Source organism: Dongshaea marina (assembly GCF_003072645.1).
GTDB lineage: Bacteria > Pseudomonadota > Gammaproteobacteria > Enterobacterales > Aeromonadaceae > Dongshaea > Dongshaea marina.
On the sequence record NZ_CP028897.1, the window covers coordinates 3,317,481 to 3,331,688 of the forward strand.

Here is a 14,208-nt window from a genome sequence, read left to right on the forward strand (position 1 = left end):
TACCCACTCCTTTTTCGTTATAAATAAAAACCCAATTCTTGTAATTGAGCCCGTCTGTCATTCTCGACACCCTCAAGCCGTAATGAGGATAACTCCCGACGCACCGGATATGTTTTACGTAGCCGGTCAAACCCCCCGGGGTTTGCAACCTGAGCTCGAAACCTGGCGTCATCTTGTCGCACATCGTAAACCAGCTGCATCAACTTTTGCTGCTGCTCCGGACCTAGTACTCCCCGAACGCGGACCGTAGAGATCTCAGGCTCAGGCAATAACGGCTGCAAACTCAGCTCAGTGGGCATGCCCAGGCAATCGCACACCGCCCGATACAGGATCTCCGTACCCCGTGCTTTTCCTTCCAGACTATATCCGGCAATGTGTGGTGTTGCCAACTGAGTATGTGGAATTAGATCCTGCAGGATATCCGGCTCACTCTCCCAGACATCCATCACCAGGTTGAGGGGCTCCCCACCCATCTGACGCGCCAGTAAGGCCCGGTTATCCCATACCTCACCACGCGAGGAGTTCACCAAAATCTTTTTGCCGGTAAGCGAGTTGAGCTCACTTGCTCCCAACAGATGGAAAGTCCCATCTTGGGTTTCAGCAGGAGTGAGCGGCACGTGATAGCTGATAATATCCGCATCCCAGAGAAGTTGTTGATGGGAGATAAATGGCCCCGTATCACCGGCTCTGGCACGAGGAGGATCGCATAACAGTAGCTTCATCCCCAGCGCTGTGGCCTTGGAGGACAACTCACGACCAATATTGCCCACGCCCACTATCCCAAGGCTCAAATCTCTCAAATCAAGCTGCTGACGCTCGGCTACCACAAGCAGTGCGCTCAGCACATATTCAGCCACCGAGATCCGGTTACATCCGGGGGCACTTGAAAAGCGGATCCCCCGTTGTTTGAGATAATCCTGGTCCACATGATCGGTGCCTATGGTTGCAGTCCCGACAAACCTAAGGTGCTCAGCTTCGGCCAGCAACTCCTGATTGACCTGAGTCACCGAGCGAACCAGCAGGATATCGGCGTTTTTCAGCTGCCGCGCAGCTAACTCACGCCCGTTCACCCGCTCAATTGACCCCATATGAGCGAAGAACTGCTCGGCATAGGGAATATTTTCATCAATCACAAAATGCATACGACTCCTCAACAGCCCGGGACAAGGCGATAAACACGGATCCAGAGCTCATACTATCAAAACAAAGGCTTATCCTGAAAATGGCTAATCCGTCCCAACTATGGCATCCTTGCCACATGATTGTTTAGCCAATACCAAGGACAGATGTTTTACATTAAAAAACAGCTCATCACCCTGGTGATCCTGCTTATAGTGATCAGTATCAGCTTTATCTCCGAGCATCTGGGAGTACGCTGGTACCCCATGCTGGATCTTCATTCATCCTTTGCTTCCATCCTATATGGGCTGACGCTGTCGGTCAGCAGCAAAGGCTTGATTGTCACTTTGATTGTGCTGTTATTGATCAGCGCAGGCTCACGCCCTTTCTGCCTTAATCGCCTGGTGATCCTGGTTGGCTGCCTGCTGGTTGCTCTGGCCGTCGCCTGGGGAACCAAGACGGTGGTAAAACATGTGACTCAGGAAAGTCGCCCCTACCTTGAGCAGTTAGCGGCCGAAGGGAAAATCCCCTCAACCGACAGTTTCTATCAGCTCAAAGAGGCAGATAGAGGCCAGCTGATCAAATCACTGAAGCTTCCCGACACCCCGGCCTGGCTGCAGCAACACCTGACCAAAGAGGTGAACTACTCCTTCCCCTCAGGCCACTCGATTGCAGCAATCACCCTGGTAATGTTCTTTATGCCGATCTGGTTTTCGATGCGCCGCCCCGGCTGGCTGGTCGGCTTACTGGTGCTATGGGGCGTCGGGGTCTGTTATTCCCGACTGTTATTGGGTCTGCACTGGCCAGGAGATGTCCTTGCCAGTAGCATTTTTGGCTCAGTGTTTGGTCTGGCGATGGCGAATATCTTTCTGCTCTACCAACGAAGCCGCTCCAGTAACCGCCCCGGGCGGCGGATCTTCTCGAGCCGTAAAGGGTTGTTTGACTAAGAATCTGCGGAGGAGGGAGCCACCTCCTCCCTCACCCTAACTCTTTCTTCTCCAAACCAGGCTTCTACTTTTTGTCCTTCGGACGAGTTGTTTGTGGCTGTGACACATTGTCGGGAGGCGCCCGACAGCGCCCTACTTTTGTATCGCCAAAAGTAGGCAAAATCTCGCTCAGCACTACGAGTCCCTCCGTAGAGCTTCGCAGCTCGGCGTCCTGCCTCTAACACATAAAAAGCCCAAATTACCTCAGTAGCTGAATCGAAGAAAGGAAGTTATGCCCCTCGTGAGCGAGATCCGGGGCGCCCCGGGAGATGCTCGTCGCTAACAACATCCATGTTTATCGCGGCATTCACACCTCCCTGTGTATCAGAAGTGCGGGCATCTTTGCCATATAGGGATATATTAATGCCGTGGAAGACAGGGCGTAGTTGCATAGCAACGTAGCGAGAGGCAGGATGCCGAACTGGGGAGGGCTTTCAGGATGATAGCCGCCTGAGAACGGCCTTGCCTGCTGCCGGTCAGCACCGGCATCTGCAGCATAGCTGCAAATCAGCCATCCGCAGGAAAAAACAGGTTCAGTTTGATCTGCTGTCAGCTATTTGTGCCTGCGGCACAGGTGTCGGGAGGCGCCCGACAGCGCCCTACTTTTGTATCGTCAAAAGTAGGCAAAATCTCGCTCCGCGCTACGAGTCCCTCCGTAGAGCTTCGCAACTCGGCGTCCTGCCTCTAAAACATAAAAGGCCATGATTGACTCTGTAGCTGAACCGAAGAGAGGAAGTTATGCCCCTCGTGAGCGAGCGCCGAGGCGAACCGTAGAGGATTGGAGTTGAGCAACAGAAGTTGCGAAAGCGTAGCCAGACCATGGGTGTAACCTCTCCCTGAGAGGTGTAACGAGAGGCAGGATGTCGAACTGGAAAGGAATATCATGGATGATATTCGGTCTGTCTACATGGTACTTCAATTATCAGAAGAGCAGAGGGTTAATCGAGGGGGCACCAGGGGATTGCACGCCGCTAACAACATCCATGTTTAACGCGACATTCACACCTCCCTGTGTATCAGGGGAAGGGCGTTCCCAGCCATACAGGATGTATCAATGCCGTGGCAGGTAGGGCGTAATTGCATAGCAATGAAGCGAGAGGCAGGATGCCGAACTGGGGAGGGCTATCAGGATGATAGCCGCCTGAGAACGGCCTTTGCCTGCCACCGGTCAGCACCGGTACTTGCAGCGAAGCTGCAGATTAGCTGTACGTAGCAAAAACTCCGGAATGCCCCATAAAAAAGCGGAGCTCAGTGAGCTCCGCTTTTTAACTCTGTTGAAGACGTCAGTTAGCCTTTGTACTTACTAAAGACCAGAGTTGCATTGGTGCCACCAAAGCCGAAGCTATTGGTCATCACATGCTCAAGATCGACCGTCTTAGTCTCGGTGACCACAGGGATACCTGCCGCCCCTTCATCCAGGGTCTCGATGTTGATGCTTGGTGCGATGAAGCCATGCTCCATCATCAGCAGGGTGTAGATAGACTCATGAACGCCAGCCGCACCCAGTGAGTGTCCGGTCATCGCCTTGGTTGCCGAGATATCAGGAACCTGGTCACCGAAGACATTTTTGATCGCTCTAAGCTCGACCGTATCGCCCGCAGGAGTCGAGGTACCATGAGTGTTAATATACTGGATGTCACCACCAACAGTTGCCATCGCCTGCTTCATGCAGCGCTCGGCACCCTCACCCGATGGAGCAACCATGTCGGCACCATCAGAGGTCGCACCATAGCCAGTGATTTCGGCGTAGATATGGGCACCACGGGCCAGAGCATGCTCCAGCTCTTCGATCACCAGTACACCGCCACCGCCAGCGATGACAAAACCATCGCGATCGGCATCATAGGTACGAGATGCTTTCTCAGGAGTTTCGTTATACTTGGTCGACAAGGCGCCCATGGCATCGAATTCCATCGCCATGGTCCAGTCCAGCTCTTCACCACCACCAGCAAAGACCACATCCTGCTTTCCAAGCTGGATCTGCTCAACCGCGTTACCCACGCAGTGAGAGCTGGTCGCACAGGCAGAGCTCAGGGAGTAGTTCACACCCTTGATCTTAAAAGGAGTAGCCAGACAAGCAGAGGTCGTCGAGCCCATGGTACGCGTCACCATGTAAGGTCCTACGCGACGCACACCCTTAGAGCGCATGATATCTGCAGCTTCAACCTGGTTGCGCGAAGAGGCACCACCGGATCCAACGATGAGGCCGGTACGCACATTAGATACCTGCTCCTCAGTCAGACCTGCATCTTCAATCGCCTGTTGCATGCTCAGATAGGTAAAACCTGCCGCATCCCCCATGAAGCGCATGATCTTGCGATCGATGTGCTCAGAAGGAACCAGATCTGGTTTACCCCAGACATGGCTGCGCATGTTTTGCTCTTTAAATTGCTCAGAGTAACTGATGCCCGACTTGCCTGCTTTGAGCGAAGCCAGGACTTCCTCTTTGTTGTTACCAATGCTAGAAACGATACCGATACCGGTGATTACCGCTCTTCTCATGAAACAATCCAATCCCAACGTGTAAAGAATTGGGCCCAGTCTAACAGTTTTTTAGTAAAATACCGATCCGATTTTGTGTAATCTGCCCAAGAGTAGGAAAATTTTCGAGGTTGATTTGTCTAAAAAGCAGTTAGCACCCGCTCAAATCCAGTGGAATGAGCGTGGCACCCCGGTCTCCGATACCTTTGATGATGTTTATTTTTCATGTGATAACGGTCTGGCTGAAACTCAATACGTATTTCTGGAGCAAAATGAGCTACCCGAACGCTGGTCCACTCATCCCCATTCGCAGTTTGTGATCGGTGAGACCGGTTTTGGCACAGGTCTGAACTTTCTGGCTGCCTGGCAGCTCTTCAGAGAATACCTGAAATCTTCAGCCCACTCACAGTGCCAGCGACTGCATTTTATCAGTGTGGAAAAACACCCACTGGCCCGCCATGACCTTGAGAAAGCCCTCTTAAGCTGGCCCGAACTCTCAAGCCTGAGTGAGCAGCTCATCGCCCGCTACCCGCAGGCAGTACCCGGTTGCCATCGCATCATCTTTGATGGGGGGCGCGCCACTTTGGATCTCTGGCTCGGGGAAGCACTGGAATGCTTTGGTGACATGGCCACCACCAGCAGGGGTCTGGTCGACTGCTGGTTTCTCGATGGCTTTGCACCAGCCAAAAATCCCGAGATGTGGCAGCAGCCGCTGTTTGAAAAGATGGCACTCCTGTCCCGGGAGAAAGCAAGCTGCGCCACCTTCACCGCTGCCGGGTTTGTTCGTCGTGGCTTGATTGAGGCCGGCTTTAACATGCGTAAGGTCAAGGGCTTTGGCCATAAGCGCGACATGCTGGCCGGGAGGCTGGGCCAGCTTAAGGCAGCACAGACACTGGCCCCCTGCGACCAAAGAGCGCCCTCATCAGCCAGTAGCTTTACTGTGATTGGCGGAGGACTCGCCAGTGCCTGCACCACCCTCGCCTTGACCCGCCGTGGGAAACGGGTGCGTCTGTTATGCGAGGGCTCAGAGCTTGCGACAGGAGCCTCCGGCAATCGCCAGGGAGCGCTTTACCCACTGCTCAATGGAGAGCATGATCGCCTGAGTCAATTCTACTCCCTGGCATTTGGCTACAGTCACCGCCTTGTTGAGACGCTTGCTGAGAGTTACCCCATCGCCCATGATTGGTGTGGGGTCACTCAGCTCGCCTATGATGCCAAGAGTAAGGCCAAGCTCGACAAGATGCGCGAGGCAAACTTCCCCGATAGCCTGGTCAAACCACTCTCGGTCGACGAGACAGAGCGGCTTAGCGGAGTTGAATTGGGGGTGACAGGGGTCAGCTATCCACAAGGAGGCTGGATCTATCCTAAGGAGCTGACCCAGGCTCTCATTGCCGAGGCTCATAAAAGCGGGCTACTGGAACTTAGGTATAACTGCCGGGTCACCGAGCTTATGCGCCACCAGGAGCAATGGTTGCTCACAACCCGGGACGGTGAAAAGCTGGAGGCTGAGGCCGTGATTGTCGCCGCGGGTGCCAACTGCACTGATTTTTCGCCACTTGCCGAGCTCCCTGTGAGCCCGGTACGAGGCCAGGTCTCTCACCTGCCAACCCAGCCTCCAATTCAGGACCTGAAAACTGTTTTATGCTATCAGGGATACTGCACCCCGACACATCAGGGGAGTCACTGCATCGGAGCAAGCTTTATTCGCGGTGAACGCTCGGTGAAATTTAGCCTCGAAGAACATCAGCAAAATAAGCAGCGCTTGGTTGACTCCCTTCCCGCCCTGAAGTGGCCATCGGAGTTGGACTTTTCAAAGCCCGACGGCCGGGCAGGCCTGCGCTGTACCAGCCGGGACCACCTGCCACTGGTTGGCCAGGCGACCAACTACCCCGAGCTCAAAGAGCGGGCTAAGCATTTAAGCCCCGGGAAATCGGCCGAACTGCAGTGCTACCAACCTGAGCTCTATCTCATTGCGGCTCTGGGCTCCCGGGGTCTGTGCTCAGCTCCCCTGTGTGGTGAGCTGCTGGCGGCACAGCTTTGTGGTGAGCCTTTGCCGCAGAGTCATCAACAGCTCAGGGAGCTCTCTCCCAATCGCTTTTGGATGCGTAAGTTGGCAAAGGGAGCGCCGCTGCCCGCTTGAGTACCCTCATGAAAAAGCACCACATTTGAGTATGTGGTGCTCTTCCCAGTTGAGTGGATCCGCATCTCCTGCATCGATTGGTCCGCAGCTCGCTATTCTAGCTCTCGCTACATTGCTCTGGGTGCAACTTACCCACAGAGCTTAGTGGATATACATCCTGGGTGTTAGGAGCCTGTGACAGGCCAGCTTAGGCCAAGCTTAGCTCCCCGCTCACTTCGCTCACGAAATACGCGCATCTTTTGGGCTGCAAGATGGAGCTGCCGATAACCAATCGCATCGGCCTGCTGACGGAGCTGTGCACAGCTATCATTTCGGGATAGATTATCAAAACTCTTGGCTATCTGGGCTGCGGCATCCAGAACGATCCATTTATGCTGCTCCTCATATTCGCCACTCGCCTCCAGATAGCGCTGCCAAAGGCGTTGCTCCTGCTGAGACACCGCGTCGCTCTCCTCCCAGTTAGGCAGAGTTACCTGGATCTCTGTTATCACCTCTCCCCCTTTCACCAGGCACTGACCGGGCGCTTGTTTAAGATCAAATAGCCAGCGCAATTGATAGCGGGCACTACCGGTTACCCGCCGCCCGGAGGGCTCTTTGGGACCCAGCTGACGGATTTGAGCGGCCAGGGTGTTCAGATCCGGCGCCTGTAGATCATAGAAATTAACCTTGATCTGTACCACAGATGTGACAGCGTGAGGTATGGCTGCGATACATCCAGCACTCACTCCCAGCAACACTCCAACCAGAAGAGAGTACAAGACAGCCTTGTTCAACCGCATCATTGATCCACCTTGATCCCATCCGGGTTAACGCTGTGTTTGACTGGTTTTTGGAGCCAGCCCACAAAACTTGCTCATGGGATCTCTCGTTACGGATAATCAGCTCCCTGAACTCTTACTACAAAACTAGTCCAGGCTGAATCACGCTGCAAAATAGTCAATATGTTCTAAACTCGATCAAATAATACACAAATGAAGCCACTCCACCACGACACTTCTTCTGTGAAAAGGGTGTGGAGCTGTTTTCATTTGCTTCTGGGCAGAGAAGCATTAGACTGCTCCGGGTTGATCACCCGATTTCTGATGTAGGAGTTCTGGATAATGCGGGAGAACCGATTACAGCTTAGGCTCGTTCACCTCAACGATACCCATTCTCACTTCGATCCCTCGGATCTGGTGCTCAACCCACCTGGTGCCCAGCAACATCACTCGATCAGCATCTCCTGCGGCGGTTATGCCCGGATCAGCCAATTTTCCAAGGCCCAGCGAACACTCGCAAAAGAGCAGCAGCAGGAATTTTTGCTGCTGCATGCGGGGGATTCTTTCCAAGGCTCTTTGTATTTCAACTGCTTCAAGGGCGAAGCCAACGCAACTTTACTCAATGCGCTGGGGATTGATGCGATGACTCTGGGGAATCATGAGTTTGATCTCGACCACCAGTTGCTGGCTGAGTTTATCCAACAAGCCAAATTTGAAGTCCTGGCCTCCAACATAGAGTTTCGCGCCGATGATCCCCTGTACTCCTGCTACACCGAAGGAAAGCTCAAGTGTCACCAAGGGGGAGAGCTCTCACAGCAGCTGATGTTAAAGGAGCTCAATGGTCATAAACTCGCCATTATCGGGGTCACCACCGAGCAGACCCCGGATATCGCCTGCCCTGAGCCAGGCACCCTGTTCCATAGTGTGCAGCAAACCACCCAGGATCTGATCGACAGACTCCGGCAATCCGGGATTGTGAACATCATTGTGCTCAGTCATCTCGGCATTGAGCAGGATCGTCAACTTGCCCGTTCGGTCGATGGACTCAGCCTCATCATAGGTGGACACACCCACACCCTTCAGGGCGATTTCTCTGCCCTGGGGCTTGTCACCGATGGTCCCTACGGCGAAATCATCAATCAGGTTCCGATCCTGCACGCAGGCAAGCACGCCGAAAGCCTGGGACTGGCCGAGATTGAGTTTGATGAGCAGGGGCAAGCTCGTTTGCTCCATGGAGCAACCTACTTCCTGCTTGGCCCGGAGCCGAAGCTTATTTGTGATACACCGCTATCCTGTGAGCAATACAAAAAGCTGGAGCAGACAATCTTCTCTCACCCGCAGCTCGTGTGTGTTGAAGATGATCCAGAGGTTGCCGGGATCATCACCAGGCGCTATCAGCCCGCACTCCATGAGCTATCAAGAGCAATTGTCTGTGACGTCGAAGCTCCCCTGAGGCATAGCCGGCTGCCCAGTGATACCCTGCCCCATGGCAGCGAGATAGCGCCGCTGGTCACCCAATCTTTGCTGGAGTTTGCCCGCTTAGAAAGCCACCCGGTACACTTCGCGATTCATAACGCAGGAGGGGTTCGAACCTCACTGCCGGCAGGCGATCTGACCCGGGCCGATATTCTGGGTCGGTTACTTCCCTTTGCGATTCCACTGGTTATCTATCAGCTTCGTGGCCAGGAACTGCGCGAGCTTCTCGAGTCTGCCATTAACAATGCCCTGGATAACGGGGTAATTGGCACCGGGAGTGGCAGCTTTCCCTATGTGGCCAACCTTCGTTATCACTACCAGGTTGAGGCACCTGCCGGGGAGAGGATCACTTTACTTGAGCATCGAAATGACGATGGACTGTGGCGGGAGGTCATTGCTGGTCATAAGTATCGGGCTGTCTCTTCCGCTTATACCGCCTCAGGCAAAGAGGGTTATGATCTTCTCGGTCAGCATTGTCCGACCAGCCAGATCCATCTCAGCACCACCCTGGGTGAGGCGTTTGAGCAGTACGCCCGCAACCAAAAGGTGCTACGGCGTCCCCGTGAGCCCCTGGTCAGCATCAAAGAGTCCAGCTCCTCCCGGGTGGCGTAAGAGGATTTATTTAAACCAAAGCTGACAGCTCAACAGAGCCTGAGGTGTCAGGCTGCCATTTATTTGCCAAACTAGAATAAATGACCCTGTCTGTGACCGGCATGTTTAAGCGACTTTTTTATGGGGGGCTCTGTCTCCTGGTTGTGTTCAGTGCACCACTGAAAGCGCGCACCCTGATTAAGGTGGGAGGCTATGCTTTTGCCCCTTTTGTACAAAAGTCCGATGCTGATCACTATCAGGGGATCAGCTTACAGATGATCCAGGCCCTCAATCAGATCCAGAGCCGTTACCAGTTTGTGTTTGTCCCAACCACCCCAAAGAGTCGCTACCAGGCTTTCGAACGTCACCGTTTTGATATGCTTCTTTTTGAAAGTAAGCGCTGGGGCTGGAAGGGTTACCCGGTGGAGACGACCAAAGAGTTTCTAACTGGTGGGGAGCTATATATAGCTCTGAATAAAGAGGGCCGGGATCAACACTATTTTGACAAACTCAGCAACAAACGGCTGATCGGTGTTTTGGGTTACCACTATGGTTTTGCCAGCTTCAACAGCGACCCAAACTGGCTGCATTCAAAATTTAAGATCCTGCTGGTCAAAAACAATCAGGCGAGTATCGATGCACTGCTCAAGGGACGGGGCGATATCGCCACGGTCACCGTCTCTTTTCTGTATCTCTACCTGCATCAACACCCTGAGCTCAAGGGAAAGCTCCTGATCTCCAAAAAGATGGATCAGCTCTACCATCACACCATTTTGATCCGTCAGGGGAGCCGACCTTCGGTGGATGAGCTGGAGAAGATGCTTGATGAGCTCAAAAAAAACGGGACCTTTGATCGGCTATTTCATAACCTCATCGGTCCCGTATGGTGATAGGGAAGGTTGAGCCCTCCCCTGTTTCAGAAAAACCTCAGGTCACTCAGCGGCAAACCAAAGATTCAAATCGCTCAAAGTAATCCGGAAATGTCTTAGAGGTACAGCCAGGATCATTGATGGTCACCTGAGTTTCGCCCAGGGCAACCAGGGAGAAGCACATCGCGATTCGATGATCGTTGTAGGTATCGATCGCCGCATGCTTGAGGCTGGCGGGCGGAGTCACCTCGATATAGTCCTCCCCTTCAACCACTTCGGCTCCGACTTTACGTAACTCGGTGGCCATCGCAGCCAGGCGGTCGGTCTCCTTGACCCGCCAGTTGTAGATGTTGCGGATTGTGGTTTTTCCTTTGGCAAACAACGCAGTGACGGCAATGGTCATGGCCGCATCCGGGATATGGTTCAGATCAAGATCGACCCCGTGGAGCTCCCCTCGCTCAACCTCTATATAGCGCTCACTCAGGGTCACCTTAGCCCCCATCTGCTCAAGCACCTCGGCAAAGCGAATATCTCCCTGCATACTGTTGCAACCAATGCCAGTCACCCGCACCTTGCCACCAGCAATAGCACCTGCTGCCAGGAAATAGCTGGCCGAAGAGGCATCGCCCTCGATCAACAGTTCCCCGGGAGCCTCATAACTCTGGTTACCGCGAATATAGAAGGTTTGATAGTCATCATGCTCGACCACCACACCAAAGCTACGCATCAGGCGCAGGGTGAGCTCAACATAGGGTTTAGAGACCAGTTCACCGCTGATCAACAGACGGGTATCACCAGCCGCCATCGGAGCCGCCATCAGGAAAGCACTGAGGAACTGGCTGGAGATAGAACCATCAATCCGTACTTCCCCCCCCACAAGCCTTTACCATTGATCATCACAGGTGGGTAACCATCCTGCTTCATGTAATGAATCTCGGCGCCGGCCTGGCGCAGGGCATCCACCAGGTGAGCGATCGGCCGCTCCTCCATCCGAGGCTCTCCGGTCAGGGTATACTCTCCCGTTCCCAGACACAGGGCTGCACACAGAGGGCGCATCGCCGTTCCGGCGTTGCCCAAAAAGAGCTGTACCGGCTCGTTGACACTTAAGGGGCGTCCCAGTCCCTGAATGGTGCACTCACGGCGATCGTCTGAAAGCTGATAAGAGATCCCAAGCGATTTGAGGGCACTCAACATGTGGCGGATATCATCACTATCGAGAAGGTTGAGCAGGGTCGTTTGCCCTTTGGCCAGGGCTGCTAATAGCAGAGCCCGGTTCGAGATACTCTTGGAGCCGGGAAGATTGACCTCTCCCTCAACCCCTGTAATGGAATCCAAAGTTAACGATTTCATACGACCTTTCTGTCCTTTCATACTGCTTATCATCCGAAACTATCAGTGTTACTCACAAAGTACAATGGTTAACCATCATTCTCGGCCAACTTGAGCACCCGCTTCAGGGCATCCATAAAGATCTGATTCTCCTGCTCGGTACCAATGGTCACTCTCAGGTGATTGGGCATTCCATAGCCCGCGATGGGTCGTACTATGACCCCAAGAGCCAGCAGAGCCTGGTAGAAGGGGGCGGCCGGTTGCCCGAGATCCAGGGTGATAAAGTTGCCATGTGACGAAATATAATCTACCTGAAGCTCCTGCAAAAAACTCTCCAGCCGTAGCTTCTGAACCCGGTTTAACTCAAAAGATTGCTCAATAAAGTCGCTATCTCCCAGGGCCGCAATGGCTGCTGCCTGGGCAAGCAAACTGGTATTAAAGGGCTCACGCAGGCGATTCACCAGATCGGCAACCCGCGGGTGTGCCACCGCATATCCCAGCCGTAAACCTGCCAGCCCGTAGGCTTTGGAGAAGGTCCGGCAGAGAATGAGGTTATCAAACTCTCCAAGCCAGCTTATCGATGGCGCTCGCGCAGAAGGCTCAAGATACTCGCCATAGGCCTCATCGAGCAGGATCAGTACATGGGGTGGCACCCCTTTGATAAACTGATATAACTCATCACTGTCCAGTAAAGTCCCGGTCGGATTATTGGGGTTGGCGATACAGACAACCTTGGTTTTGTCGGTAATAGCTCGGCTCATCGCCTCAAGATCGTGCCCCCACTCCCGGGCCGGAGTCTTGACCGCCCGGGCAACCAAAGACTGGGTGACCAGCTCATAGACGATGAAGGCATGCTCTGAGTAAATCACCTCATCGTCCGAGGTCACGAAGGTGCGGAGCAGCAGTTCCAGCACCTCATTGGAGCCATTGCCCAGGATCAACTGCTCAGGCCCACAGCCCAGATGGTGGCTCAATGCTTTTTTCAACTCAAAACCATTGGCATCGGGATAACGATGAACCTCAGAGGCCGCCTCACGAAGTGCTTCTATCACCCTTGGGCTACACCCCAGCGGATTCTCATTGGATGCAAGCTTTACAATTTGGCTCAGTCCCAGCTCACGCTCCAACTCAGAGGTTGGCTTCCCCGGCTGGTAGGGATGAAGCTCCCGGACTCCGGGATGGGCTCTTTGGATGAAATCACAGCTCACGAATTCTCTCCTTTAGCTCTGAATGCACTATTTACAAATTCATATCGATTTAACGGCGCTGCAGCTTCTCAAACAACTCCATGTACCCAACCAGGGCCTTTACCCCCTCCAGTGGCATGGCGTTATAGATGCTGGCGCGCATTCCTCCCACGGCCCTGTGGCCCTTCAACGCCAGCAACCCCCGCTGCTCGGCGCCCCGAAGAAACTCGGGATCCAACGCCCGGTCCGGCAACTGGAACGGGACATTCATCCGGGAGCGGTAACTCACAGCCACTGTATTACGGTAAAAGTCACTGCTGTCGATGTACTGATAGAGGTAATCGGCCTTGGCCTTATTATGCTCCTCGATCGCTGCAACACCTCCCTGGCGTTTTAGCCACTGGAATACCTTACCGGCCAGGTACCAGGCGAAGGTTGGCGGAGTGTTATACATGGAGCCATGTTTTTCCATCTGTCGGTAATCCAGGATCGCCGGGATATCATCACGGGCATCAACAAAAAGAGCGGGATCGGCGATCACAATCGCCAATCCGGCAGGGCCGATATTTTTTTGCGCTCCGGCATAAATAAGTCCGAACCGACTGACATCCAGCGAACGGGACAGCAACATCGAAGACATATCCGCGATAAGCGGCTTACCCTGGCTATCCGGCAGCTCAAACAGCTCAACTCCTTCAATAGTTTCGTTGGGGCAGTAATGAAGATAGCGCGCCTCGGCGCGGATCCTTAACTTCTCTGTGACCCGGGTATGACCATCACTATCGGTCTCTAACCCCTGGATCCTGGAGACATCCGCGTATTTATCTGCCTCATCGGCCGCCCCCTTTGACCAATGACCGGTCAGCAGGTAATCGGCTGCATCTCCCCGGGTCAACAGGTTCAGGGGCACGGCTGAAAACTGGCCACGACCACCACCATGCATGAAAAACACCCGGTAGTGAGAGGGAATATTCATCAGTTCTCGCAGATCCTGCTCAGCCTGCTCAGCAACCTTCATATAGTGACTGCCTCGATGGCTGAGCTCCATCACCGAGACTCCAAGCTGATTGAAGTCACAAAATTCGCGCTGCGCTTCACGCATCACATCTTGGGGAAGCATTGCCGGACCGGCACAGAAGTTATACACCTGTTTACTCATCATCAAGGCCTGTCGATGACCCTGATGGGTCACTCAAAAGAGGAAAAGTACAGTTATGCTAATCCATATCTTTTGGCGACTAAAGCCCTGATTTTTAATTTTTTATGGGCGTT

9 protein-coding genes and 1 pseudogene are annotated in these 14,208 nt (G+C 53.7%); 4 read left to right on the forward strand and 6 right to left on the reverse strand.

The window, feature by feature from the left end; all coding sequences use genetic code 11:
• Window positions 1-17: 17 nt before the first annotated feature.
• Window positions 18-1,142 carry a 4-phosphoerythronate dehydrogenase gene (locus DB847_RS15555; protein ID WP_108651519.1) on the reverse strand — a complete coding sequence of 375 codons (1,125 nt, stop codon included), beginning with the start codon at window positions 1,140-1,142 and terminating at the stop codon, window positions 18-20.
• Between the two features lie 144 nt (window positions 1,143-1,286).
• Here DB847_RS15555 and DB847_RS15560 point away from each other — a divergent pair, with 144 nt between their 5' ends.
• Window positions 1,287-2,066, forward strand: a complete 780-nt coding sequence (locus DB847_RS15560; RefSeq protein WP_108651520.1) for a phosphatase PAP2 family protein — start codon at window positions 1,287-1,289, stop codon at window positions 2,064-2,066.
• A gap of 1,326 nt (window positions 2,067-3,392) precedes the next feature.
• Here the strand turns inward: DB847_RS15560 and fabB are convergent.
• Window positions 3,393-4,607: a beta-ketoacyl-ACP synthase I gene (gene fabB / locus DB847_RS15565; RefSeq protein ID WP_108651521.1), complete on the reverse strand. Its 1,215-nt coding sequence runs from the start codon at window positions 4,605-4,607 to the stop codon at window positions 3,393-3,395.
• Between the two features lie 115 nt (window positions 4,608-4,722).
• Between fabB and mnmC the strand changes: the two genes are divergently transcribed.
• Window positions 4,723-6,726: a bifunctional tRNA (5-methylaminomethyl-2-thiouridine)(34)-methyltransferase MnmD/FAD-dependent 5-carboxymethylaminomethyl-2-thiouridine(34) oxidoreductase MnmC gene (mnmC, locus tag DB847_RS15570; protein WP_108651522.1), complete on the forward strand. Its 2,004-nt coding sequence runs from the start codon at window positions 4,723-4,725 to the stop codon at window positions 6,724-6,726.
• Between the two features lie 164 nt (window positions 6,727-6,890).
• On the opposite strand, the gene DB847_RS15575 is transcribed toward mnmC, so the two are convergent.
• Window positions 6,891-7,508, reverse strand: coding sequence for a DUF922 domain-containing protein (locus tag DB847_RS15575; RefSeq protein WP_108651523.1), 618 nt, complete (start codon window positions 7,506-7,508; stop codon window positions 6,891-6,893).
• 318 nt (window positions 7,509-7,826) lie between these two features.
• Between DB847_RS15575 and DB847_RS15580 the strand changes: the two genes are divergently transcribed.
• Window positions 7,827-9,572 (forward strand): bifunctional metallophosphatase/5'-nucleotidase, encoded by a 1,746-nt coding sequence (locus DB847_RS15580; RefSeq protein WP_108651524.1) that lies wholly within the window; start codon window positions 7,827-7,829, stop codon window positions 9,570-9,572.
• A 101-nt stretch (window positions 9,573-9,673) separates the two neighbouring features.
• Complete coding sequence (locus DB847_RS15585; protein ID WP_159084666.1) at window positions 9,674-10,441, forward strand: substrate-binding periplasmic protein; 768 nt, start codon at window positions 9,674-9,676, stop codon at window positions 10,439-10,441.
• A 46-nt stretch (window positions 10,442-10,487) separates the two neighbouring features.
• Here DB847_RS15585 and aroA read toward each other — a convergent pair.
• From aroA to serC, 3 genes and pseudogenes are all read right to left on the reverse strand, one after another.
• Window positions 10,488-11,770 (reverse strand): annotated as a pseudogene (aroA, locus tag DB847_RS15590) (3-phosphoshikimate 1-carboxyvinyltransferase).
• A 68-nt stretch (window positions 11,771-11,838) separates the two neighbouring features.
• A complete protein-coding gene (gene hisC, locus DB847_RS15595) occupies window positions 11,839-12,957 on the reverse strand; it encodes a histidinol-phosphate transaminase (RefSeq protein ID WP_108651526.1) in 1,119 nt (372 codons plus the stop codon).
• A gap of 49 nt (window positions 12,958-13,006) precedes the next feature.
• Window positions 13,007-14,095 (reverse strand): 3-phosphoserine/phosphohydroxythreonine transaminase, encoded by a 1,089-nt coding sequence (gene serC / locus DB847_RS15600; protein ID WP_108652996.1) that lies wholly within the window; start codon window positions 14,093-14,095, stop codon window positions 13,007-13,009.
• Window positions 14,096-14,208: the final 113 nt, after the last annotated feature.